This is a genomic window from Pseudomonas syringae CC1557, assembly GCF_000452705.1.
GTDB lineage: Bacteria > Pseudomonadota > Gammaproteobacteria > Pseudomonadales > Pseudomonadaceae > Aquipseudomonas > Aquipseudomonas syringae_F.
Window position 1 is genome coordinate 1,307,280 of record NZ_CP007014.1, and the last position, 24,810, is coordinate 1,332,089.

Genomic DNA, 24,810 nt, shown 5'->3' on the forward strand with positions numbered 1-24,810 from the left:
ATTTGGCATCAAAGTGATGGCCGGTGCTTTTGGCGCCTGAAAAGGGCATGTGCAAATTACGACGCAGAGCGTCCGGAAGGGGGTACCCCTGCTGAGCACTCAGCGTCATACACAAGTCCAACTGACTCTTGTGCAGTGCGTCATGCCTCGCCCGTAGCCACTGCACAAAGAAGCGCTTTTTTACCGCGATGGCCCTGGCGACGCAGATTGCGACCTTAGTGACGGCTGAGTCCTGGCACTGATCCGGGGGATGCTCGGCAGGACGCCGAGCAAGCCGCACCGGGCCATGGATGGCCCGTTGCGGCGACCTCCGGATCAGTGACAGGGCGAAGGAACCCGACGAAGTCGGGCCGGAAACAGGAGCGAGGGGGGTTTGCCTACTTTGGCCCCATCAAAGTAGGTCGCCGAGGGGCGAAAAGGGGGCTCGAGTCGAGCCTGAATCTGTCTGATATCGCAGAGCCGTGTGACGCGGAGCGTCACGAAATGCATTACCACGCGGAGTGGGAACGATAAACGCTGCGTTCAGGCTGCAGCTTTGTTACCCGGAGCTTCACCCCATGCATGCCAACGCGGCGCATTGGCATGATAGGGGGGGAAGAGGTTCAGGCGCTCAGGACCTTTATCCCGCGACCAGTACCCGGATCGCCTCCAGGCGCAGCGCTGCTTTTTCAAGCATTGCCAGGCCTTGTTCGCGCTGGGTGCGCAGGGCAACCAGTTCACTGTCGCGTACGGTCGGGTTGACGGCTTGCAGCGCGGTCAGACGGGCCAGTTCCTCTTCGGTATCGGCTGCCAGACGGCGCTGGGCTTCGGCCACACGCTCGGCATGCTTCGGCGTGATCTTCTCTTCGCCCGCATTGATCCTCGGGGTCAGCAAGTCACGTTGCGCCTGGATAAACTTGTTGGCGCTCGCCCGCGGTACGCTTTCGAGCTGATCGTTCAGGGTATTGAACGACACACGGCTCGACAGATCATTACCGTTTTGATCAAGCAGGCAGCGCAGGGCAGCAGGCGGCAGGTAGCGCCCCAGTTGCAACGAGCGCGGCGCGACCACTTCGCTGACATAGATCAGCTCCAGCAGCACGGTGCCCGGCTTGAGCGCCTTGTTCTTGATCAACGCCACGGCCGTGTTGCCCATCGAACCGGACAGCACCAGATCCATGCCGCCCTGAACCATCGGGTGCTCCCAGGTGATGAACTGCATGTCTTCGCGAGACAGCGCCTGATTGCGGTCGTAGGTGATGGTCACGCCTTCGTCGTCGCCCAGCGGGAAGCTGGCATCAAGCATTTTCTCGCTCGGCTTGAGGATCAGCGCGTTTTCCGAGTGGTCTTCGCTGTCGATGCCAAATGCGTCGAACAGGGTTTCCATGTAGACCGGCAGGCTGAACTGATCGTCCTGGTCAAGGATCGCTTCGACCAGCGCTTCACCCTCACCGGCACCGCCGGAGTTGAGTTCCAGCAGGCGGTCGCGGCCAGTGTGCAGTTCGCTTTCCAGGCGTTCACGCTCGGAACGCGCCTCATTGATCAGGTTTTGCCACTCGTCATCGTCACCGCTTTCCAGCAGCGGCAGCAGACGCGGGCCAAACTTATGCTGCAAGGCGTTGCCGGTCGGGCAGGTATTGAGGAAGGCATTGAGCGCTTCGTGATACCACTGGAACAGGCGGGCCTGCGGGCTGGTTTCAAGGAACGGCACGTGCAGTTCGATGGTGTGCTTCTGGCCGATCCGGTCCAGACGCCCGATACGCTGTTCCAGCAAATCCGGGTGCGACGGCAGGTCGAATAGAACCAGATGGTGAGAGAACTGGAAGTTGCGGCCTTCACTGCCTATTTCCGAACAGATCAGTACCTGAGCGCCGAACTCTTCGTCGGCAAAATAAGCCGCAGCACGGTCGCGTTCAAGAATGTTCATGCCTTCGTGGAAGACTGTAGCCGGGATGCCGGAGCGAACGCGCAGGGCGTCTTCCAGGTCCATGGCGGTTTCAGCGTGGGCGCAGATGACCAGCACCTTGACGCGCTTGAGCATCTTCAGCGTATCGATCAGCCAGTCGACGCGTGGATCGAAGCGCCACCAGCGTTCTTCTTCGCTGACCTCCGAATGTGCCTGGAAGCTCACTTCAGGGTAAAGATCGGCATGCTCGCCCACCGGCAATTCAAGGTACTCAACCGGGCAGGGCAGCGGGTATTCGTGCAGCTTGCGTTCCGGGAAACCCTGCACGGCGGCGCGGGTATTGCGGAACAGCACGCGGCCAGTGCCATGACGGTCCAGCAACTCGCGAATCAGGCGCGCCTTGGCTTCGTCGTCGCCTGCATTGACAGCCGCCAGCAGCGTGTCGCCTTCAGCGCCGAGGAAACCATGAATGGTGGCCTGCGCTTCCGGTGACAGCTTGCCCTTGTCGAGCAATTCCTGAACGGCCTTGGCCACCGGGCGATAGTTCTCGCTTTCGGCACGGAAGGCTTTCAGGTCGTGGAAACGGTTCGGGTCGAGCAGGCGCAGACGCGCGAAGTGGCTGTCCTGACCCAGTTGTTCCGGGGTCGCGGTCAGCAGCAGTACGCCGGGAATTACTTCGGCGAGCTGCTCGACCAGCGAATATTCGCGGCTGGCCTTGTCTTCGTGCCAGACCAGGTGATGCGCTTCGTCGACCACCATCAGGTCCCAGCCCGCTGCAAACAAGGCGTCCTGGGCTTTTTCGTCTTCGACCAGCCACTCCAGCGCAATCAGCGCCAGCTGGGTATCTTCGAACGGGTTGCCTGCATCGCTTTCCATGAAGCGTTCGGCATCGAACAGCGCAACCTGCAGGTTGAAGCGGCGACGCATCTCTACCAGCCATTGGTGCTGGAGGTTTTCCGGCACCAGAATCAGCACGCGGTTGGCGCGCCCCGAGAGCAACTGACGATGAATCACCAGGCCGGCTTCGATGGTCTTGCCCAGGCCCACTTCGTCAGCCAGCAATACGCGTGGTGCGATGCGGTCAGCGACCTCGCGAGCGATGTGCAACTGATGCGCGATAGGCTGAGCGCGCACGCCGCCCAGGCCCCAGAGCGAGGACTGCAATTGGCGACTGGTGTGCTCAAGCGTGTTGTAGCGCAGCGAGAACCATGACAACTGGTCGATCTGGCCGGCGAACAGACGGTCAGTCGCCAGGCGGAACTGGATAAAGTTCGACAGTTGTGTTTCCGGCAGCGTGACCACTTCGTTCTGCGCGTTCAGGCCGTGGTAGACCAGCAGGCCGTCGACATCATCGACTTCGCGAACGGTCATCTTCCAGTTTTCGAAGTGCGTGATCACGTCGCCCGGAGAGAAGCGTACGCGGGTCAGCGGAGCATTCCGCAGTGCATACTGACGCGTTTCGCCAGTGGCCGGATAGAGCACGGTCAACAAGCGGCCGTCCTGTGCCAGAACGGTGCCCAAACCCAGCTCGGCTTCGCTGTCGCTAATCCAGCGTTGCCCCGGTTGATACTGCTGCGCCATGCTGCCTGTCTCCCGCTTGAAAAAGCCGACTATGTTAACGGAACGCGCCCCGAAGACCAAAGGTGGCGTGAAAATACCCTGCCAAAACCCTCGATTCGCAGTGGATATTCAGTTCCATGACACTAATTTCACTAAATGCAGTCAGAAAGTTCTTATAGATTACCGTAACCCGGTCCATATCGGTTCAAGTTGCCCAGTGCACGGCCGAAACCCCGGTAAGAGGAGAACAACCATGCTGCAACCTATGCTTCCGTTAAGTGTGGTGCCCGTGACATCACAGATGGACCCGGCCAAACGCGTGCCGGACATCCCGCCTGTCGCGCCGGTGCAAGAGAGTTCAAGCGAGACCTCCATCGACTTGCACAATCAGGATACTGAACGCAGTGCGTTGCTATTGCGTGAAGAGCAGCAGCGTCAGCAACAGCATCACGGGCGTTCCCATGATGAGGCCGAGGAGTATCAGGGGCTGGTCGTTCCAGGTGACTCGCTGAATGCCGACAATACCGTACCTGTTGTTCCTCTGATTGATGACGAGCCGCGTCAGGGCCTCTGGGTCGATATTCAGATCTGATGGCCCGGTCATCCGGTTCTGCACTGGTCACAGTCGCTGCGATTAAGCATTATTAGTGCTGATTTCCCGTGTTCGAGAACCGCAAGCCATGAGCGACGACGAAAAACTGATCGATTTGAGCGCCGAACGCGCCAAGCGCGTTCATGATCTGAACGACAAGCGTCTCAATGAAGTGCGCAACGCCTTCGAGCAGGCGATGCCTTTGGGTAAAAAAAAGCCCAGGAAAAAGCCTAAAAAAAGCTGATCCGCCCTCTGCTCCCTTGATCTGGATCAACTCGCCCCTGCACGCCTTTACGTATTCTCAATGCATCAAAAAGCGTTGGCGGCCACCCGCACACGCTGGCAATGAGCACGCAAGGCACTTGGGGCGACTTCGGTCGCCCTTTTTTTCGTCTGCGCCTCAGGTGCTGTGTTGGTTGCCAGGCGCCGTCAGTTGACGGGTTTAGCGCCAGCATTGGCCAGGTCATAGGCCTTCGCTTGTTCTGCCGTCTTGATGTCGCGGTGATAGCTCGGCGTCCAGACGGTTACCGGGGATTTCTGCGTGAAGGTGGCATTGCTGCCGATGTCTTTGAAGTGCGCATCGCCGTAGTCATCCAGCACGCCTCTGTTACTGGGCTTGTGGGAGGTGTCGACACCGTTTCCGAAGTAGTTGGACTGCGACAGGATGTTCGCATCCCCGGTCGCGGTGAAGCCGAGATGGAAGTTGTCGATGGAGTTGTTGAACACATCAAAATCTCCATGACGCATCAGACCGGGGGCGCGGACATCAAGGTTGCTGAACACGTTGTTGGCGATGGTCATCCGCGGGTAGCCCGCATAGGCGGCCTTGGCGGCAGGGGAGTCATCGGGCTGGCCGAGAATCACACCATATTCATTGTTCTTGAATTTCGAATTGGTCAGGCTGACGTTATCTGCCGTCCCGCCCACATAAAGCAGCTTATCCAGCCCCTTGGGATTCTGATCCTTGGTGCCGGTATAGGTGTTGTGGTCGATCCAGTATTTCTGGCCGCTGCTGATGAACATCTGCATGTCACCGTTTTCACGGTAACGGCTGTCGTGGGTGAAATTCAGGTTCTGGAAAATGTCGTTGCTGGCGGTTTTGCTACTGGCCAGATAAATATTGTGCAGGCTGTTGCCCTTGTCGGAGCCCAACAGGGTTTTATTGGCGCCGAAGTTAATGGTCACTTTACTGTCTGCAGACAGATTAGCGCCCAGCTTGACGGTACGGGCTGTGTCGTCCTCCATGTACTTCTTGAGGTCCGCCACAGTATTGACCGTGACAACTTTGCCGTTGTTACCGCCAGTGGTGTTCGCCTGCCTGGCGAAACCGACCATGCCGGACATGTCCGCGCCAGGACCGCTGGCATAGCGGGTTGCAGATTTAGCGACTTTTTCTGCAGCGTCAGACGGCTCTATGGCAGGTGTTGAAGCTTTTGGCGGCAGCAGATCGTGCGTGGCTGGCGTTCCTGCTGCGGTGGGCTTGTCAGGCGTTTTACCTGCAGGGGGCGAAGTATCAGGCGGTGTCGCTGCGGTATTTTTCTGCAGCGTGACAGGCTTTTCCATCGGGTAGTCGTTCTGCACCACAAACGGCTTCTCTGGTTTGCCTTGGGCCACTGAAGGCGATGAGGGTGACGCTGCCGGGGTCGTGGATGACGATTGAGGAGAGGTCGGTGCCTGTTCGCGTTGCGTCTGTGCAGGGGGAGGTGTCGAACCTTTCTGTTGATTGCTCGACGAACCGGAAAACAGATCCTTGAGGATGTTGCGGATCGCCTCCACCAGCTTGTTCAGCAATAACTCGACCGGACTTTCAGTTGTGCCTGAAGAAGTATTGCTGGCAGGTGTCTGAGGTCGTGAGCCGAGACTGTTCGGCGGCGATTGCAGACCCGTTGTCTGTTGCGGCGGGCCGAAGTCGATCAGTTTGCTGTCATGGCCCGACTTCAAGCCGGATGGCGGGGGGCTGTCGGACTGTGGATTGACACCTTGGGCCGACAGGCCGGAGGCGGGGTAATAGCTTCTGTTGATCGTATTCATGGCTTATTTTCCCGCCTGTGGGAATGAACAATTCGTGATCCCGGATAGAAAGTACTGCTTGTTTCCTGAGTGGAAGGCGCAGGAAAAGAGTTCCGGTGTGCATCACGAATTTACGTTCAGGCCAGAAGCGGGGGCGGGCGCAGGTGTCTGGGCGCGCGCCCGTTTTCGGTATCAGCCGAAAGTGATCTCGGGCAGCACGGTCAGGTCGACGGTCTGCTGTTTGCGCGGAGCGAGAATTTCGGCTTCGCCGTCGACCACCAGTTCATCGTTCTGGTTGAACACACGAGTGGCGATACGCACGCGGAACTTAGGCAGTTTTTCCAAAATTTCCAGGCGCACAGTCAGGGTGTCACCCAGTTTCACGGGTTTCTGGAAGGTCATCTGCTGACCGATATAAATGGTGCCAGGGCCAGGCAACTCGCACGCGACGGCCGCACTGATCAGCGCGCCACTGAACATGCCATGTGCGATACGCTCCTTGAACATGGTCTTGGCAGCGTATTCGGCATCCAGATGGACGGGGTTGTGGTCACCGGACATTGCGGCGAACAACTGGATGTCACGTTCTTCCACCTTTTTGCTGTAGCTGGCGGTCTGACCAACCTCAAGGGCTTCGTAAGGCGTGTTGGTGACTTGAGTCATGTGGCTGTCCTGACAATGAATATGGATTAAGCGGGCCGCTAGGTTCAGCCCTGTGTAGCCGCGCCCTTGGGTCGCGCCTGTGGATAGACCCTGATTTGTAACACTTGATGACCCGTTGCCGCCAATATACCGACAAGATCAATCAGACGTTTGCTGGCGCTCGCCAGATCACATTGTTATGAATAAATAGCGGCAGGCGCCGGAACACGGCTGTTTCAGCGTTGACGCGCGGTCACTTGCCGGTCGTGCTTCCGTGCCGGCAAGGCAGTGTATAGCGCTCGGCGGATGGCAGTCTGAACGCAGGCGTGATTCATGCCGCTAATGACGTTCAGGTGACGATTTTCCTGATGCGCTTTAACTGTTAACGTCGGGCCAGGCATAAGCAGGGAAAAGGATAAAAATAATGCAAGCTGATTTCTGGAATGACAAACGCCCGGCCGGCGTCGACTCGGATGTGGATTTGCGGGCCTATCAATCGGTCATCGACGTGTTTGATCGCAGCTGTAAAAAGTTTGCGGATCGGCCTGCGTTCAGCAATATGGGCGTGACCCTGACCTATGCCCAACTCGAGCGCCACTCGCTGGCATTTGCCGGGTATCTGCAACAACACACAGGGCTGGTGCCTGGCGACCGCATCGCTGTGCAGATGCCTAACCTGTTGCAGTATCCCATCGCTGTTTTCGGTGCGATGCGCGCTGGCCTGATCGTCGTCAACACCAATCCGCTGTACACCGCGCGTGAGATGCGCCATCAATTTCAGGATTCGGGTGCCAAGGCGCTGGTCTATCTCAACCTGTTCGGCAAGCTGGTGCAGGAAGTGCTTCCGGACACGGCCATTGAATACCTGATCGAAGTGAAAATGGGCGACATGCAGTCGGCGGCCAAGGGCTGGCTGGTCAACACGATCGTCGACAAGGTCAAGAAGCTGGTGCCTGACTACCAGTTGCCTCAGGCGATTGGCTTCAAGCGCACGTTGCGCATCGGGCGTGACTGCCGGGTTCAGGTGGTAGCGCAGGGCCTGGATGAGGTTGCGGTATTGCAATACACCGGTGGCACCACCGGGCTGGCCAAAGGCGCGATGCTCACCCACGGCAATCTGGTCGCCAACATGCAGCAAGTCTATGCCTGCATGCGCCAGCGAAGCGCTGACGGCGGTTCGGTATTTGAAGAGGGCGCGGAAGTGATGATCGCGCCGCTGCCGCTCTACCACATCTATGCATTCACAGGGCATTGCATGTGCATGATGATTGGCGGCAACCACAACATTCTGATCACCAATCCGCGTGATATCGGGGGCTTCATCAAGGAACTCGGGAAATGGAAGTTCACCGCCATGATCGGTCTCAATACCCTGTTCGTTGCGTTGATGAACCACCCGGAATTCAAGAATCTGGATTTCTCCGCGTTGAAGAGCACCAATTCAGGTGGCACCGCGCTGGTCAAGGCCACGGCAGAGCGTTGGGCGCAGATCACCGGCTGCACGATTGTCGAGGGCTACGGCCTGACCGAAACATCGCCCGTTGCCAGCACCAATCCTTATGGCGCGCAGGCGCGTCTGGGCACTGTCGGTATTCCGGTGCCTGGCACGGCCATGAAAGTCATCAATGACGAGGGAGAAGAGCTGGCCTTCGGCGAGCGCGGCGAGTTGTGCATCAAAGGGCCGCAGGTCATGAAAGGTTACTGGAACCGAGCTGACGCGACGGCCGAATCCCTGGACGCCGAGGGCTGGTTCAAGACCGGAGATATTGCGGTGATAGCCGCCGACGGATTCGTCAGTATCGTGGATCGCAAGAAGGACCTGATCATCGTGTCCGGTTTCAACGTCTACCCCAACGAAATCGAAGACGTGGTCATGGCGCACCCTAAAGTCGCCAACTGCGCCTGTATCGGCGTGCCGGACGAACGCACCGGGGAAGCCGTCAAGCTGTTCGTGGTGCCGCGAGAGGCGGGGGTAAGTGCTGAGGAGCTCAAGGCGTTCTGCAAGGAAAACTTCACTGCGTACAAAGTGCCCAAGTACATCGTGCTGCGTGATTCATTGCCGATGACGCCGGTAGGCAAGATTCTGCGCCGGGAGCTTCGCGACATCGCTTGAGCACAGGAATCGTCTCTATTTGTGTACCCACGTACACCTCTGGCCCTGATGCAGTACGTTGCAAACAGGGTCAGATCTCTTGTTAAAATGCCCACACGTCATCTCAACCCCTCTGGATCAGCGTTTTCGGCGTGTCGAGTCGAAATAAGAGACTCGCTTTAAATGTGACTGATGTCTGGAGTTAAGTCATTTTAGTGACCGGCAAGGCCTCCTTTGCCCCTAGTCGGCCTTTGGCAAAGCTGCTACTCTCGGCGCGCTTTTTGATCAGTCATAAAGCGGAAAAAGCGTCTACTGCATAATTCCAAACACAAGAAAATCATCGCTTCAAGCGATGTGAAGAATTCGCTATCGCTATGGAGCCGGCTGAATGATTGAAAACTTCTGGAAGGATAAGTACCCGTCCGGTATCCCCGTCGATATCAATCCCGATGAGTACCCCAATGTCCAGGCGGTCCTTAAGCAGTCCTGCGAGCGTTTCGCCGACAAACCGGCATTCAGCAATCTGGGCAAGACCATCACCTATGGCGAGTTGTATGAGCTGTCCGGCGCATTCGCGGCCTGGATCCAGCAGTACACCGATCTGCAGCCAGGTGACCGTATCGCCGTGCAACTGCCCAACCTGTTGCAGTACCCGATCGCCGTTTTTGGTGCCATTCGCGCCGGCTTGATCGTGGTCAACACCAACCCGCTGTACACCGCGCGGGAAATGGAACACCAGTTCAACGACTCCGGCGCCAAGGCGCTGGTGTGTCTGGCCAACATGGCGCATCTGGCCGAAAAGGTCGTGCCCAAGACCCAGATCAAGACAGTGATCATCACCGAAGTGGCCGACATTTTGTCGCCGTTCAAGCGCTTGCTGATAAACAGCGTCATCAAGTATGTGAAGAAAATGGTTCCGGCCTACCACTTGCCGCAGGCCATCAGGTTCAACGACATCCTTGCCAAGGGCCGTGGCCAGCCGGTTACCGATATAGCGCCCGCTGCCGCAGATGTTGCTGTGCTGCAATACACCGGCGGCACCACCGGGGTTGCGAAAGGGGCAATGCTGACCCACCGCAACCTGATCGCCAACATGCTCCAGTGCCGGGCGCTGATGGCTTCCAACCTCAATGAGGGTTGCGAAATCCTCATCACGCCGCTGCCGCTGTATCACATCTACGCTTTTACCTATCACTGCATGGCAATGATGTTGCTTGGCAACCACAACGTCCTGATCAGCAACCCGCGTGACCTGCCGGCGATGGTCAAGGAACTGTCGAAATGGAAGTTCAGCGGTTTTGTCGGCCTCAATACGCTGTTCGTGGCGCTGTGCAATAACGAGGGCTTCCGCAATCTTGATTTTTCAGCGCTGAAAGTCACGCTGTCCGGCGGTATGGCCTTGCAACAGGCCGCTGCCGAACGTTGGAAGCAGGTCACCGACTGCCCGATCTGCGAAGGTTACGGCATGACCGAGACCAGCCCGGTGGCGACGGTCAATCCAATCCAGAACATTCAGATGGGCACCATCGGCATTCCGGTGCCTTCGACACTGTGCAAAGTCATTGATGATGCGGGCAGCGAGGTTGCGTTCGGTGAGCGCGGAGAGCTGTGCATCAAAGGGCCGCAGGTCATGAAAGGCTACTGGCAGCGCCAGGACGCCACTGACGAAATGCTGGATGCCGAAGGCTGGCTCAAGACCGGCGATATCGCGATCATCCAGCCAGATGGCTACATCCGGATTGTCGACCGCAAGAAGGACATGATTCTGATCTCCGGATTCAACGTCTACCCCAACGAGCTGGAAGACGTACTCGCCACGCTGCCCGGCGTACTGCAATGTGCGGCAATCGGTGTGCCGGATGAGAAGTCCGGTGAAAGCATCAAGGTCTTCGTCGTCGCCAAGCCCGGCGTGACGCTGACCAAAGAGAAAGTCATGGAACACATGCGCGCCAATCTGACCGGTTACAAGGTCCCGCGTAGCGTTGAGTTCCGCGATGTATTGCCCACCACCAACGTCGGCAAGATCCTGCGTCGCGAGTTGCGTGATGAGGAAATGAAAAAGCTGGGTGTGAAGAAGTAGAGCGCTACATAAGCCAACACGACTCTCATGTCAGTACTCTGCGTTGATTATCGTTCCAACGCTCCGCGTAGGAATGCCTTTCGGGACGCTCCGGCGTAGGAATGCCTTTCGGGACGCTCCGCGTCACAAGTCTGCGTTGCGCCGCGCATTCAGGATCGGACGCATAGCGTCCAGAAATGCATTACCAGAGCGTGGGAACGATAGTTATCCGCTGAAGTAATACCACCTCGACCGATTAAGCACGGTCGCTCCCACGACCCACCGCAATCTGCGACAATCCGCACCTGCCATTTGAAAAAAGACCCTGCGCGCCTGATGACCGACGAATCGCCCTCTATCGACCAACTCCTGAAAAACCTTGACCAAGCGATGATCAGTGAACGCCATCGTCTGCGTCGCCAGTTGCATGAGTTGCGCAAGAAACCCGACGAGGTGAAGCTGGCGCAGTGGGTGGCTCGGGTTCAAGCGTCGTGCGCACAGGTGACGGCGCGGCGTGAAAGCGTGCCGGCGATTCGTTATGACGACAACCTGCCCATCGCCGCCAAGCGCGATGAAATCAAAGAGGCGTTGCTCAAGCATCAGGTGCTGATCATTGCCGGCGAAACCGGCTCGGGCAAAACCACCCAGTTACCCAAGATCTGTCTGGAAATCGGTCGCGGGCAGCACGGTCTGATCGGGCATACCCAGCCGCGCCGGATCGCCGCACGCAGCGTTGCCAGCCGGGTCGCCGAGGAAATCGGTACGCCGCTGGGCGCTCTGGTCGGTTACCAGGTGCGCTTTGAGGATCAAAGCGACAGCAATACCCTGATCAAGCTGATGACCGACGGTATTCTGCTGGCCGAAACCCAGCATGACCGCTTTCTTGAGCGCTACGACACGATCATCGTCGACGAAGCCCACGAACGCAGCCTGAACATCGACTTTCTGCTGGGTTACCTGAAAACCCTGTTGCCGCGTCGCCCGGACCTCAAGGTCATTATCACCTCGGCCACCATTGACCTGCAGCGCTTTTCCGAGCACTTCAACGATGCGCCTGTTATCGAGGTGTCTGGCCGTACGTTTCCTGTCGACGTCTGGTATCGCCCGCTGACCAGCGAGCAGGACGAAGAGGGCAACAGCGTCGAAGACGACCTGACCGTCGATCAGGCGATTCTGGCCACGCTGGATGAACTGGCTGCCTTTGAGCGCAGCGAGCGCAAGAGCCCCGGCGATGTACTGGTGTTCCTGCCCGGCGAGCGCGAAATTCGCGATGCGGCCGAAATGCTGCGCAAGGCCCAGCTCAGACACACCGAGATTCTGCCGCTGTACGCGCGCCTTTCGCCTGCCGAACAGCAGCGCATCTTTCAGTCGCATCCCGGCCGTCGCGTGGTGCTGGCCACCAACGTCGCCGAAACCTCGTTGACCGTGCCGGGCATCCGCTACGTGATCGATACCGGCACGGCGCGCATCAGTCGCTACAGCTACCGCGCCAAGGTTCAGCGCCTGCCGATCGAAGCGGTTTCCCAGGCCAGCGCCAACCAGCGTAAAGGCCGTTGCGGGCGTGTCGAGCCCGGGCTTTGCGTGCGCCTGTACAGCGAAGAGGATTTCATCGGTCGGCCGGAATTTACCGATCCCGAGATTCTGCGCACCAACCTGGCGGCAGTGATCCTGCAAATGCTGCACCTGCGGCTCGGCGAAATCACTGATTTCCCGTTCATCGAGCCGCCGGACGGCAAGGCGATCAGCGACGGTTTCAACCTGTTGCAGGAGCTGTCGGCGGTCAATCGCGAGAATCAGCTGACCCCGCTGGGCCGTCAATTGGCGCGCTTGCCGGTGGACCCGCGCATGGGGCGCATGCTGCTGGAAGCCGCGAAGCAGGGCAGCCTGCAAGAAGTGCTGATCGTCGCCAGCGCCATGTCCGTGCAGGACGTGCGCGAGCGGCCACCCGAGCGCCAGCAGGCTGCCGATCAGGCCCACGCGCAATGGAAAGACGCCGACTCTGACTTCGCCGGGCTGGTCAATCTGTGGCGCGGCTTCGAAGAGCAGCGCCAGACCCTGACGGCCAGCCCGTTGCGCAACTGGTGCCGACGCAACTTTCTGAATTACCTGCGCCTGCGCGAATGGCGTGATTCCCATCGACAACTGAGCCTGATCTGTCGCGACCTGCAACTGACGGTCAACAAGGAACCGGCCGATTTCCCGAAATTCCACAAAGCCATTCTGTCGGGCCTGCTGAGCCAGATCGGGCAAAAGGCCGACGAGGGCGACTACCTAGGGGCGCGGCAACGACGCTTCTGGATTCACCCGTCTTCCGGGCTGGGCAAGAAGCGTCCGCAGTGGCTGATGGCTGCCGAACTGGTGGAAACCACCAAGCTGTATGCGCGCATGGTCGCGAAGATTGATTCAGACTGGATCGAGCCGCTGGCCGGGCACCTGATCAAGAAGAACCATTTCGAGCCGCACTGGGAGAAGAAGCGCGGGCAGGTGGTTGCGTTCGAGCAGATCACCCTGTTCGGCCTGATCGTGGTCGGCCGTCGCCCGGTGCATTACGGGCCTATCGACCCGGTGGTATCGCGCGAATTGTTCATTCGTGAAGGGCTGGTGCGCGGCGACATCTTGTCCCGGGCCAAATGCCTGACTGCCAATACCCGCCTGCTGGAACAACTCGACGAACTGGAAGCCAAGGCTCGACGTCGCGATATTCTGGCCGACGAAGACACGTTGTACAGCTTCTATGAAGCGCGGATTCCGGCCGAGATTCACCAGACGGCCACCTTCGACAGCTGGTACAAGACCGAAAGCCAGAAGAACCCGCAACTTCTGATCATGCGCGAAGAGGACGTGCTGGCCCGCGAAGCCAGTGAAGTGACTGCCGCGCAATACCCGGACACCCTGAGTCTGGGCGATTTGAGCCTGTCGCTGAGCTATCACTTCGAGCCCAATCACCCACGCGATGGCGTGACCTTGCGGGTGCCAGCGCCCCTGCTGTTGTCGTTACCTGCCGAGCGTCTTGAATGGCTGGTGCCAGGTTTGCTGGAAACCAAATGTATTGCGCTGGTTCGCAACCTGCCCAAGGCCGTGCGCAAGAATTTCGTGCCAGTTCCGGACTTCATCAAGGCGGCCCTGCAACGCATCACGTTCGGCGACGGCTCGCTGCCCCAGGCGTTGGGCCGTGAGTTGCTGCGCATGACCGGCGCGCGGGTCAGTGACGAAGCCTGGGCCGAGGCTGCTCAGCAGCTGGAAGGCCACTTGAAGATGAACCTGGAAATCGTCGACGGTAACGGCAAGTTTCTCGGTGAAGGGCGTGATCTGGCTGAACTGACAGCGCGTTTCGCGGAAGCCAGTCAGGCGGCGCTGGCGGTGCCGCAAGGCGCGAAACATCAGCAGCCGGTGGAGGCCAAGGTCTTCGCCCCGGTGGCGCAGAAGACTCAGCAAAACATTGCCGGGCTGTCGATGACGGTCTATCCGGCGCTGGTTGAAGAGGGCGGTACTGTCAAGGAAGGCCGCTTCTCCACTCAGGCGGAAGCCGAGTATCAGCATCGGCGTGCCTTGCAGCGCTTGTTGTTGCAGCAACTGGCCGAGCCCGCGAAGTTTCTGCGCAACAAGTTGCCGGTGCAGACCGAACTGGCCTTGTTGTATCGCGAGCTTGGGCGCATTGATGCACTGGTCGAAGACATCCTGCTGGCCAGTCTCGACAGTTGCGTGCTGGAAGGTGAAGCCGAACTGCCGCGTGATGGCGCAGGCTTGCTGTCGCTGGCCGAGCGCAAGCGTGCCGACTGGACCGAACACGCCGAGCGGCTCGCGAAGCTGACCCTGGAAATTCTCAAGCTGTGGCACGGTCTGCAAAAGCGTTTCAAGGGCAAGATCGACTTGGCCCAGGCCGTGGCATTGAACGATATCAAGGCGCAGCTCGGCAAACTGGTGTACCCCGGCTTTGTCCGTGAAACACCGGCTGTCTGGCTCAAGGAGTTGCCACGTTACCTGAGGGCTATCGAAATGCGTCTGGAAAAACTGCCGGGTCAGGTGCAGAAGGACCGGGTCTGGAGCATCGAACTGGCCGGCCTTTGGGCGCAGTATCAGGCGCGGGCCGACAAGCATGCACAGGAAGGCAAGCGTGATCCGGAACTGGCGCTGTATCGCTGGTGGATGGAAGAGTATCGCGTCTCGCTGTTCGCTCAGCAGTTGGGCACCCGGATGCCGGTGTCTGACAAACGGTTGAGCAAGCAGTGGAGTCAGGTAGAGGGCTGATACTGGGGTGTGCAGCAAGTGGCTAGCTGATGGCTATCGAGGCGATATTCATTGGCCGATAGCGCCAAAACCGGGCTCTATGGCACACTCCGCGCCTGTCTTCACCGTGTCATGAAATGCTGCTCGTTCTTGTGAGCCGCTTTTATATCGGTACTGGCACGTTGGTCCCAGTCAAGCGTGGGCCTCCAGATGCCTGAGCAGGTCACTGCCTGCCACTCAATAAGATGCAACTTAATAAAAGAGGAACGACCGTGCACAACGTCGTCATCAGCGGCACAGGCCTGTTTACCCCGGCCAACAGCATTTCCAACGAAGAGCTGGTGCAGTCTTTCAATGCCTGGGTTGCGCAGTTCAACAGCGAGAACGCAGCCGCCATTGAGCGCGGCGAAGTGCAAGCGCTCAGCGAATCCAGTGCCGCGTTCATCGAGAAGGCGTCGGGTATCAAAAGCCGCTTCGTCATGGACAAGGAGGGCATTCTCGATCCGCAGCGCATGAAGCCCAACCTGCCGGAACGCAGCAATGACGAATGGTCGATCCTCTGCCAGATGGGGGTTGCCGCCGCCGAACAGGCGTTGCAGCGCGCTGGAAAAACGGCCGCAGACATCGATGGCGTGATCGTTGCCTGCTCCAACCTGCAGCGTGCCTATCCGGCGATCTCCATCGAGATTCAGGAAGCGCTGGGTATTGCAGGCTACGGTTTCGACATGAACGTGGCTTGTTCTTCGGCCACTTTCGGTATTCAGACGGCCTGCAACAGCGTGCAGCTGGGTCAGGCGCGTGCGTTGCTGGTGATCAGTCCGGAGATCTGCACTGCGCATCTGAATTTTCGTGATCGCGACAGTCATTTCATCTTCGGTGATGGCGCGACCGCCGTGGTGGTCGAGCGGGCAGACCTCGCCACCTCGCCTAATCAATTCGATATCGTCAGCACCCGTCTGCTGACCAAGTTCTCGAACAACATCCGCAACAACTTCGGCTTTCTCAATCGCACCTCGGATCAAGGCCAGAATGCACCGGACAAGCTGTTCGTGCAGGAAGGGCGCAAGGTGTTCCGTGAGGTGTGCCCGATGGTGGCCGAACTGGTCAGCACGCATTTGCAGGACAACGGCATCAACATCAGTGACGTTCAGCGCTTCTGGCTGCACCAGGCCAACCTGAGCATGAACCACTTGATTACCAAAAAACTGCTGGGGCGTGATGCCACGGTCGAAGAAGCGCCAGTGATTCTCGACACCTATGGCAACACCAGTTCGGCGGGTTCGATCATTGCGTTTCACACGTATCAGGATGACTTGCCCAAAGGTGCGCTGGCGGTGCTCAGTTCGTTCGGTGCAGGTTACTCGATTGGCAGCGTGATCCTGCGCAAGCGTTGATGGCGGTCGATGGGCAGCGCTTGAGCGGCAAGCGCTGCTTGTCATATCCCGCTATGTCATGGGCGGGCCATAGGGTCTTTATCGTGTTGGCTTTTCAAGAAGCTACCATCGGTACAGACCATGTTAACCACCCAATACAACACGCCGGAAACACAAGCATCGCCTGACGAGCCTGCTTCCCTGGCGACCCCGCACCAGCTCGACTCTGCGCCATTCGACGCCGAACATCCAAATGCCGAATTCATCAGGGTCAATTTGCCTGCCTGGTATTCGAGCGCGCCGGCGGCATTGCGCCAGGCATTGCATGCCAGCCAGCAGAAAGCCCGGCGTTCGGCCCAAGCGCTGGAACCCGTGCGCAACCGCCTGTTATCGGCACAGGCGTTCGCCGCACCTGTGCTTTCGCAAGCGTTTTTCGAGCGCTTCAAACTTGCCTTGGATGTTGAAGCCTTCCAACTGATGACCTGGCGCTACGACAGCGCCTGGAAACCCGCTCCCCTTGAGCAGACGCTTTTGCAGGCGGCGTTACAGAACTTTGCCCTCAGCAACCGCAGCCGTTTCGACCCTTACTCGGCCATTCTGCGCACCGGTGGTTTGCGCTACTGGCTGATCGACGCCGCTCAACGCAGGTACAAGGTGGAATACCATGACCGCCAGGACATCAGCCTTGAGCAGTTCGCTGATTTTTGCCATGAGCTGGATCTGGGGAGCCAGTACCAGACCCATCTGGACAGCGTATTCAAGCCTGCCAGTCCTGACGCAGCGAAGGCGGTTGCCAGTGCTTTTATCGACAGTGAGCGTGATGCTGTCGAGGTGCTCGCGCACCTTGCCCTGATGAAGGGCGACATCACCGACGCGGCCTATCAGATGCTGCTGAATGCCGTGAAGTCTGCTGTCCAGCCAAAATGGGACGGTAAGGGGTTGCGCTATTGCCAGTTGCACATGCTCGATACCTATGCGTTTTCGGGTTGCCTGTTACACGGAGCTCTGCTGATCCAGCAGGATGTTCCCGATCCTGACAGTGGGCCTTGCCTTGTCTACATGCCTTCGGAGCCTTCACATCCGATCAAACAGTACGCTTCGATCAGGGCCTTTAACGCCAGCCTTGTGCAAGCGTTCGACAGCGATACCTACAGGCACTATTTCAGCCGTTTCATCAGTCTGAGCCAAAGTCCGGAATTCTTCACCAGGCTCGAATCACGGCTCTATCCTGCGAAAAATCGAACGCTGGACGTCAATGCTGACCTGGTGCTGAAGGCGCAGTCATTTTCGGAGCCGCCTTTTGAATTGCTTTATGAGCACTTGCTGAGCAAAACCTACGGCGATTCGCGGGCAATCGCGGTGCCTTCCGCGCACGTGGATCAGCAGGCTCAGGATGCATTGCTTGAAAGCCTGAAAAATAACGGTATGAACCTGCTCAATGCCGCGGGGCTCTTTGTGCCGGTGCTGGGTGAAGTCATGGCCTTGGTAGCGCTCTATCAGCTGGCCAGTGAAGTATTTGTCGCTTACGAAGACTGGACGCACGGCGAGCATGAAGAGGCCATGCAGCATGTTTACAACATTGGCGAAAACGTTGCCCAGATGCTGGTTGTGGGCACAGTTATCGGCGCGGTGAATGCGCTGGAGCCGTCGATGTTCATTGAAAGCCTTGTGCAAAAGAGGGTGGATGGCTCCGTTCGTCTCGGGAAGCCGACTGTGGATGCTTTTGCAGATCCGGTCAGGTTGCCAGAGGATTTGAGCCTCGACGCTCTGGGGCTCTACGAGCACGACGGTAAGATGTGGCTGCCACTCGGCGGCAAGCTGTATCGCGTCGAGCCGGACGCGTCCCGCGCTTACTGGCGTATCAAACACCCATCCAACGAGCGCTCTTACTCGCCAAGGCTGACGCACAATGGTGCCGGTGCCTGGCGTCATGAATGGGAAAACCCCATGGGGTGGGATGAGGTCACGGCGTTCAAGCGGTTGAATGCCACGTGTAACGCGTTCACCGAGGATGAGGTCCGAAAGGTCCTGCGTATCACGGGCAGCAACGAGGCATTGCTGCGCCAGATCCACGTCGAAAACTACCAGCCTCCGGCTCTGCTGAGGGATGCCATCCAGCGTGTGGAGATCGAGCGGGAGTTGCAAGGCTGCATTGACACCCTCAATGCAGAAGATCTGTCGGCTGTGTCCGTCTCACACATAGAGCCATGGATGAAGCTGCTGGTGTCGTCGCCGCGCTGGCAGAAGGCGCGAGGGTTGTTATTGATCGACGCAGACGGCGTCATGCTGGATGCCTGGAACACAGGTTCGCACATGACACTTTCATCCCATGTGGTGGGACCGACAAGCGACCTTTCGCAGGTTCTCGGCCAGTTGCTGGACGGGATGACACCGGGTGAGATCACCCTTCTGACCGGGAGTGGCAGCACAGATAAAGCTGTTCAGGTCAGGGCGCTGAAAAATTATCTGGCTGATTACGCCCAGCGCCATGTGGAACGATTGATTGATGGGGTCTATGCGCTTAAGAGTCGCACCGGCGATCCGCTGGTCGAATTGATCCAGCGTGACTTCAGCAGCCTGCCGAGCAGCGTTGCCCTTGAAATCATCGACATGGCGAGCGAAGCCGAAAAAACACAAATGGCTTCGACAAAGCGCATTCCTCTGACGCTTGCCGAGCACGCTCGCGAGTATCAGCAACAATTACGGATAAACAGGGCTAACGAGGGTTTTTACCGTAGCTCGACCGACAATCCGGACACTTATAGGGCAGGTCTTGGCGTGCTGCAGTACGTACCCGGTTGGCGTGGCGACATTTCAATCGATCTTCTGCGAGACACTCTGGAGGGGGACGAAATATCGAGCATCGGAAGCGACCAGGCCACGGCTATGCACCGGATTCTTGTCAAAACCGAAAAAGGATTCCAGTCTTTCAATCCTTCAGGCGATTCTCTCGGTGAAGTCAATCCGCGTTTTTTCAGCGCCTTGCTGAACATCCTTCCTGATGAGGTGCGCAGCAGTATCGAGCTGCCCTTGAATGCAGACGAGCAGCAACTGCGCAGTCTGTTGAGGCGTATGGCATCTGATCGGCGCGACCGGGTAGCTGGCATTCTGCGCATACAGCCTGTCAGGCCAGGTATCAAGTGGCCGCAAAGGTTGCCCGATGGCCGTATTGGCTATCCCTTGAGCGGGCGTTTGCGTGGTTTCTTTCGCCGGCTCGGTATTGGCGCGTCCAGCCATTCGCCCGAGCTTGCGGTGAGAGGTTTGTACCCGGATTTTTCCGATGCAGAGGTCTCAAGCTTTCTTGACCAGTTGCGGGCCGAACACACCGGGCCCGCCTCGCAGTCAGCGAGTTTCGTTCGACAGAAACTACGCCGCCTCACCGATGAGTTGCATAACCTTCAAACCACTCTGGACGCTTGGGTCGCGGAGGCGGCGTTATCCTCGCAGCGCAGACCGCGAGAGGCGGCGGCGATGCGAATCAAGAGTTGCTGGAAAAGACTGAGCGCTCGGTGCAGAAACCATCAGGGTGATTTTTTGGGGTACATGCTTGATCTGGATAATCTGCGGGTGGGAAACATGCCCGATATATCGGCCGACTTCAGCCATGTGGTGGCTCTGAAAGCCGGCAACATGCGGCTCAATTCTTCAACAGTCGACGCTTTTCTGGGTAAATTCAAAAGCCTGCAGTCGTTGGTTCTGGATTTCAATGACCTGCAAGTCATCCCGGAGTCGGTAGGGAGAATGACCCAGCTCGTAGAGTTGTCACTCAGACATAACCCTCTTGTCTGGACAGAAGCCTCCAACGCCATTTTGCAGAACCTGCACCAATTGGAGGTTCTGGACCTCAATTTTTGTTCCATCGGGCCAAATTCACGTTTGGCTGCGGTCAACTCTCTGCGCATGTTGTTTTTACGTGCGACCGGGATCGAAATGTTGCCTCAGTGGAACTGGCGCAGTACTGATCTGATTCGTCTCGACCTGCGCGATAACCGTATCTCGGAGATAACTGCCCAGGAACTCGCGAATCTGCCTCACTCCCTCAACGAAAATCGTATGCGTATACATTTGAATGGCAACCCGCTGAGTGCGGCGACGCTTGAGCGGATCAGACTGTTTCGCGAGAGCAGGTTGCGACCTCGCCTGGGTATCAGCCACTCCAACCACAGTCTTCAGGACGCGCCTGCCAACGCCATCTGGCTTGCTGGTTCGAGTGGGGAACAGCTGGCTGCCCGGATGGAGCTTTGGCAGGGTTTGCTGGCCAGCCCCGGCTCGGCTGATTTCTTTCAGGTGCTGAGCGACCTGGCCTCTTCTGCCGATTTTCTCAATGATCGTGAAGACCTCACCACGAGGGTCTGGGCGATGATAGAGGCGGCCACTGCAAACAGTGAACTGCGCATGCAGTTGTTCGATCTTGCCGCCCATCCTCAAACCTGCGGCGACGGTTTGGCGCTGATATTCGGAGACATGGAAGTTCGTGTCCGTATGCTCTCGATCATGTCCTCTACGACAGCTATCGCACAGCCTGAGGAAATGTTCAGACTAACCCGGGGGCTGGATCGTCTGGATCAGGTGGAAAAAATTGCCCGCAGGGACATTGCGCTGCGTCGGGCGAGACACGAACCTGTGGATGAAGCTGAAGTCAGGCTGGCCTATCGCACCGGCTTGCAGAAGCGGCTTGCATTGCCCAGTCAGTCCAGAACCATGCTGTTCAGGAATTTGGCAGGGGTGAGCGACGCTAATCTGAACGCTGCCTACAGCGAGATAATTGCACGTGAAGGGACTCAGGCGTTTTTCGAGTCACTGATTGAGAGGGAGTTTTGGATCAGCTACCTGGAGGCCCGTTACGATCGCGATTTCGCTCCGGCGAAGGTGCCTTTCCTACAGCGCCTCAATGCTCTGGATGAACTGCCGCCGAACGAGCAATCCGATCAGCAGTACCTTGATCAGATTGCGCTGATTTCCGAGGAGCGTCGGCAAGCAGTCAATGACCTAGCGATCAGTCTTTCCAGGCATATTGCCGAGGCGGTGAACATGACGCCTCAATAAGAGATATTCTTCACCCCTGTCTGCCTATCGGGGAACCTGCATGCCTGTTCACGTAATCGACAGCCTCGGCACCGTCGCGCCAGCCCAGTGGGATGCGCTGGTGCCCGGCAATCAGCCATTCCTGCGGCATGCGTTTCTCAGCTCGCTGGAGGACAGCGGCAGTCTTGGGCCACGATCAGGCTGGCGTGCCGAGCATGTGCTGCACTACGAAAACGATCAGTTGGTGGCGGCATTGCCGGCCTACAGAAAGTGGCATTCGTATGGCGAGTATGTGTTCGATCACGCCTGGGCAGACGCCTGCCGTCGTGCCGGAATCGGCTACTACCCCAAACTGCTGGTGGCCGTGCCGTTCAGTCCCGTCGGCGGCTCACGCATCCTGTCTGCAACACCACAGGGCGGTATGGAGTTGCTCAGCGAGCTGCCTGCTTATCTGCAGAGCGAAGGGCTGTCGAGTGCGCATGTGAACTTCACCGACCCGGCTGCCGATGCCTTGCTCGAAGCGCAGCCGGGCTGGTTGCAGCGGATCGGTTGCCAGTTCCACTGGCATAACCGGGGCTACCGGGACTTTCAGGACTTTCTTGATGCATTGAGTTCGCGCAAGCGCAAACAGATGCGCAAGGAGCGTGAGCAAGTGGCGGGGCAGGGCATCGAGTTTGAATGGCTCGAAGGCGCGCAGATGACTGAGGTGCTGTGGGACTTCGTCTATGCGTGCTACTCCAATACCTACGAGGTGCGTGGGCAGGCGCCTTATCTGACCCGCGAATTCTTTAGCCTGCTGGCTGAGCGCATGCCCGAGTCCATTCGTGTGGTTATCGCCCTGCAAGGCTCACGCCCGGTGGCGATGGCCTTCAGCCTGATCGGCGATGACAGTTTCTACGGGCGTTACTGGGGTTGCCTGGCCGAGTTCGACCGTCTGCATTTCGAGACCTGTTTCTATCAAGGCATGGACTACGCCATCGCCCACGGCCTGCAGCGATTCGACGCAGGCGCCCAGGGTGAACACAAGCTGATTCGCGGCTTCGAACCGCAGATCACCCATTCATGGCACTACCTGATGCACCCTGGCTTGAAGGATGCGGTGAGCGAGTTTCTGGAGCAGGAGCGAGCCGGCGTGCTGGCGTATGCAGAAGATGCACGGAGTGCGTTGCCGTATCGGCAGGCGGAGTAGCAAGTGGATCACTGCCCTTGAATACCTTGCTCGCGAACAGGCTATTGATTGTGCGGGGTGGCGCAGACTTGTGACGCGGAGCGTCACGAAATGCATGCCAACGCGGAGCATTGGCACGATAGTCATGGGTACACAGGACCTGCAGCCAGAGTAGCAAGTGGATCACTGCCCCTGAAGATTTGTGGAGGCGAGCCGGGCGACGCTTCGCCTGCTCGCGAAGAGGCCAGCAGCCTCCCTGTATTCAATCCACCCCTACAAACCCACCCGTCTGATGCTGCCACAACCTGGCATACAGCCCGCCACGCGCCAGCAGCTCTGCATGAGTACCGGTTTCGGCGATCTGGCCTTTTTCCAGCACTACAAGGCGGTCCATACGCGCGATGGTCGACAGGCGGTGAGCGATGGCGATGACCGTCTTGCCCTGCATCAACGTCTCCAGACTCTCCTGAATCGCCGCTTCAACTTCAGAGTCGAGCGCAGACGTGGCTTCGTCCATGATCAGGATCGGTGCGTCCTTGAGCAGCACGCGGGTAATTGCAATGCGCTGGCGCTGGCCGCCTGACAGTTTGACGCCGCGCTCACCGACATGAGCATCAAAGCCGGTGCGGCCTTCGGAGTCTGACAGCAGAGGGATGAACTCATCGGCACGAGCCTTGTGAATCGACTCCCAGAGCTGTTCATCGGTTGCGTCCGGGTTGCCATACAGCAAGTTGTCGCGAATCGAGCGGTGCAACAGTGACGTGTCCTGAGTGATCATGCCGATCTGCGCACGCAGGCTTTCCTGGGTGATTTCGGAGATGTCCTGGCCGTCGATCAGAATCCTGCCGCCTTGCACGTCGTACATGCGCAACAGCAAATTCACCAGCGTCGACTTGCCCGCGCCGGAAGGCCCGATCAGACCGATTTTCTCGCCCGGTTTTATGTCCAGGTTGAGGTTGTGAATGATCCCGTTGCCATTGCCGTAATGGAAATCGACGCCATCGAACTTCACGCCACCCTTATCGATCTTCAGTGGCAGGGCGCCGGGTATGTCGTTGACCGTGACCGGTTGCGAAATGCTTTCCAGACCGTCCTGCACGGTGCCGATGTTCTCGAAGATGCCATTGACCACCCACATGATCCAGCCGGACATGTTGACGATACGGATTACCAGCCCGGTAGCCAGCGCAATCGCACCGACCGAAATAATCGACTGGGTCCACAGCCACAATGCCAGCCCGGTGGTGGTGACAATCAGCACGCCGTTCATGGTGGTGATGGTGGTGTCCATCGAGGTCACGACACGGCCGGCCAGTTGGCTTTTCTCGGTCTGGTCACGCATCGCTTCACGTGCGTACTGCTGTTCATGGTTGGTGTGGGCGAACAATTTCAGAGTGGTAATGTTGGTGTAGCCATCGACAATCCGCCCCATCAGCCTGGAGCGCGCATCGGAGGAGTCCACCGAGCGTTGCTTGACTCGGGGTACGAAGTACATCAGCGACAGTATGAACGCCACGATCCAGGTGCCCAGCGGGATCATCAGGCGCCAGTCTGCTTCAGCGAACAGCACCATGGCGCTGATGGCGTAGATCAGCACATGCCAGAGTGCGTCCACTGACTGCACCGCCGAGTCACGCAACGAGTTGCCGGTCTGCATGATGCGCTGGGCGATCCGACCGGCGAAGTCATTCTGGAAGAAGTTGACGCTCTGCTTGAGTACGTAACTGTGGTTTTGCCAGCGAATCAGGTTGGTCATGCCCGGGCTGATGGTCTGATGCACCAGCAGGTCATGCAGGCCGACGAATATTGGCCGCAGCAGCAAGGCCACGACGGCCATCCAGATCAGCTCCGAGCCATGAATGCTGAAGAAGTCCTTGGGCGGTGTGCTTTGTGCCAGGTCGATGATGCGGCTCAGGTAGCTGAACAGCGACACCTCGATCAAGGCACCGATCAGCCCGACTACCAGCAGTGCGGTGAAGGTCGGCCATACCTGACGCAGGTAATACAGGTAGAACGCGAAGACGGTGTTGGGCGGGGCAGCGGTAGGAGCGTCTTTGAAGATGTCGATCAGCTTTTCAAAACGACGATAAAGCATTGGCTATCAGACCCACGCAATGTGGGCTCTCCTTGATAAGTAGAGGCTGTCCCGTCCGCGCTGCACGAGCCGCGAAGGCGTC

12 protein-coding genes are annotated in these 24,810 nt (G+C 58.2%); 8 read left to right on the forward strand and 4 right to left on the reverse strand.

Going from position 1 to position 24,810, the window contains the following annotated elements; translation table 11 throughout:
* Positions 1-619: 619 nt before the first annotated feature.
* Positions 620-3,466: an RNA polymerase-associated protein RapA gene (gene rapA, locus N018_RS06200; protein WP_025389106.1), complete on the reverse strand. Its 2,847-nt coding sequence runs from the start codon at positions 3,464-3,466 to the stop codon at positions 620-622.
* Between the two features lie 232 nt (positions 3,467-3,698).
* Here rapA and N018_RS06205 point away from each other — a divergent pair, with 232 nt between their 5' ends.
* Complete coding sequence (locus tag N018_RS06205; RefSeq protein ID WP_024643651.1) at positions 3,699-4,037, forward strand: hypothetical protein; 339 nt, start codon at positions 3,699-3,701, stop codon at positions 4,035-4,037.
* 88 nt (positions 4,038-4,125) lie between these two features.
* On the forward strand, positions 4,126-4,281 hold the full coding sequence (locus N018_RS06210) for a hypothetical protein (protein WP_032632337.1): 156 nt from the start codon (positions 4,126-4,128) through the stop codon (positions 4,279-4,281).
* A gap of 185 nt (positions 4,282-4,466) precedes the next feature.
* Here the strand turns inward: N018_RS06210 and N018_RS06215 are convergent, their stop codons facing one another.
* Both N018_RS06215 and N018_RS06220 read right to left on the reverse strand, forming a co-directional pair.
* Complete coding sequence (locus N018_RS06215; RefSeq protein WP_025389107.1) at positions 4,467-6,068, reverse strand: type III helper protein HopAK1; 1,602 nt, start codon at positions 6,066-6,068, stop codon at positions 4,467-4,469.
* Between the two features lie 171 nt (positions 6,069-6,239).
* Positions 6,240-6,710 (reverse strand): MaoC family dehydratase, encoded by a 471-nt coding sequence (locus N018_RS06220; RefSeq protein WP_007248673.1) that lies wholly within the window; start codon positions 6,708-6,710, stop codon positions 6,240-6,242.
* A gap of 403 nt (positions 6,711-7,113) precedes the next feature.
* Here N018_RS06220 and fadD2 point away from each other — a divergent pair, with 403 nt between their 5' ends.
* The 6 genes from fadD2 (at position 7,114) to N018_RS06250 (ending at position 22,654) form a co-directional block, all read left to right on the forward strand.
* Positions 7,114-8,802, forward strand: a complete 1,689-nt coding sequence (gene fadD2 / locus N018_RS06225; RefSeq protein WP_024643653.1) for a long-chain-fatty-acid--CoA ligase FadD2 — start codon at positions 7,114-7,116, stop codon at positions 8,800-8,802.
* A 367-nt stretch (positions 8,803-9,169) separates the two neighbouring features.
* Positions 9,170-10,861: a long-chain-fatty-acid--CoA ligase FadD1 gene (fadD1, locus tag N018_RS06230; RefSeq protein WP_024643654.1), complete on the forward strand. Its 1,692-nt coding sequence runs from the start codon at positions 9,170-9,172 to the stop codon at positions 10,859-10,861.
* 315 nt (positions 10,862-11,176) lie between these two features.
* Positions 11,177-15,088, forward strand: coding sequence for an ATP-dependent RNA helicase HrpA (gene hrpA, locus N018_RS06235; RefSeq protein WP_024643655.1), 3,912 nt, complete (start codon positions 11,177-11,179; stop codon positions 15,086-15,088).
* Positions 15,089-15,339: 251 nt separating this feature from the next.
* Positions 15,340-16,461, forward strand: coding sequence for a beta-ketoacyl-ACP synthase III (locus N018_RS06240; protein WP_025389108.1), 1,122 nt, complete (start codon positions 15,340-15,342; stop codon positions 16,459-16,461).
* A gap of 120 nt (positions 16,462-16,581) precedes the next feature.
* On the forward strand, positions 16,582-21,486 hold the full coding sequence (locus tag N018_RS06245; protein WP_025389109.1) for an NEL-type E3 ubiquitin ligase domain-containing protein: 4,905 nt from the start codon (positions 16,582-16,584) through the stop codon (positions 21,484-21,486).
* Between the two features lie 40 nt (positions 21,487-21,526).
* Positions 21,527-22,654: a GNAT family N-acetyltransferase gene (locus N018_RS06250; protein WP_025389110.1), complete on the forward strand. Its 1,128-nt coding sequence runs from the start codon at positions 21,527-21,529 to the stop codon at positions 22,652-22,654.
* A gap of 241 nt (positions 22,655-22,895) precedes the next feature.
* Here N018_RS06250 and N018_RS06255 read toward each other — a convergent pair whose 3' ends face one another.
* Positions 22,896-24,728: an ABC transporter ATP-binding protein gene (locus N018_RS06255; protein ID WP_024643659.1), complete on the reverse strand. Its 1,833-nt coding sequence runs from the start codon at positions 24,726-24,728 to the stop codon at positions 22,896-22,898.
* Positions 24,729-24,810 lie beyond the last annotated feature (82 nt).